The organism is Streptomyces fuscigenes, assembly GCF_021556455.1.
Lineage (GTDB): Bacteria > Actinomycetota > Actinomycetes > Streptomycetales > Streptomycetaceae > Streptomyces > Streptomyces fuscigenes.
The window spans coordinates 1-1,050 of the sequence record NZ_JAKGCV010000808.1; the positions used below are offsets into that span (position 1 = coordinate 1).

The 1,050-nt window shown below is 74.7% G+C and carries 1 protein-coding gene and 1 pseudogene; both read left to right on the top strand.

The genetic code is table 11. The features are described from left to right. Nucleotides 1–260: pseudogene (locus L1885_RS28705) on the top strand (ice-binding family protein); the annotation flags it as partial. 10 nt (nucleotides 261–270) lie between these two features. Continuing rightward, the gene (gene orn / locus L1885_RS28710; protein ID WP_235800055.1) at nucleotides 271–873 is read left to right on the top strand and encodes an oligoribonuclease; all 603 of its coding nucleotides are present in this window, start codon (nucleotides 271–273) and stop codon (nucleotides 871–873) included. The last annotated feature ends 177 nt before the right edge of the window (nucleotides 874–1,050 follow it).

The window sequence follows — 1,050 nt, forward strand, 5'->3', positions numbered from 1 at the left end:
GCCCGCTCGAAGGCGGCCTGCCAGGCCAGGCCCGGCGCCCGGGACCGAACGGCTCGGCCGGCCCGTACGGGGGCGGCGGCGCGCAGGCGGCCCCCGGGACCGGCGGGAACTCCGCCGGCGCCCACCCCTACCCGCCCCACACACACCCCGGGGGCCAGGGCGGCCAGGCGCTCGGGACGGACCAGGACAAACCCGGTTCGGACCTGTTCGCGGCAGGTCCCGGGCGTCCGGGCCTGCCCGGTCAGCGGAGCGCGCCGTAGGGTAAGGCGCATGAACGATCGAATGGTGTGGATCGACTGCGAGATGACCGGGCTCTCGCTGGCGAGCGACGCACTCGTGGAGGTGGCCGCACTGGTCACCGACTCGGAGCTGAACGTGCTCGGCGAAGGGGTGGACATCGTGATCCGCCCGCCGGACGCGGCCCTGAAGACGATGCCCGAGGTGGTGCGGACCATGCACACCGCCTCGGGCCTCCTCGACGAGCTCGCCTCCGGCACGAGTCTGGCGGACGCCGAGGCGCAGGTCCTCGCGTACGTGCGCGAACACGTGAAGGAGCCCGGCAAGGCGCCGCTGTGCGGGAACTCGGTCGCCACCGACCGCGGCTTCCTCGCGCGCGACATGACCGAGCTGGAGGGCTACCTGCACTACCGGATCGTCGATGTCTCCTCGGTCAAGGAACTGGCGCGCCGCTGGTACCCGAGGGCGTACTTCAACAGTCCGGAGAAGAACGGCAACCACCGGGCCCTCGCCGACATCCGCGAGTCGATCGCGGAGCTGCGCTACTACCGCGAGGCGGTCTTCGTGCCGGAGCCCGGCCCGGACTCGGACACGGCGAAGCGCATCGCGGCGAAGCACGTCGTCAGCCCCTCGTAGCGGCGCGGCGGGACCCGGCCGGGCCGGGTCCCTGCGTCCGGCTCCGGCTCCGGCTCCGGCTCCGGCTCCGGCAGGTCCGTACGGCAGCCGGTCCGCGGCCCGGTGCGGCCCGTCCGTGGTGCGGCCGGGGGCCGGGGCCCACACGGGCCCTGCGGCCCGACGGGATCCCGGTGCGGC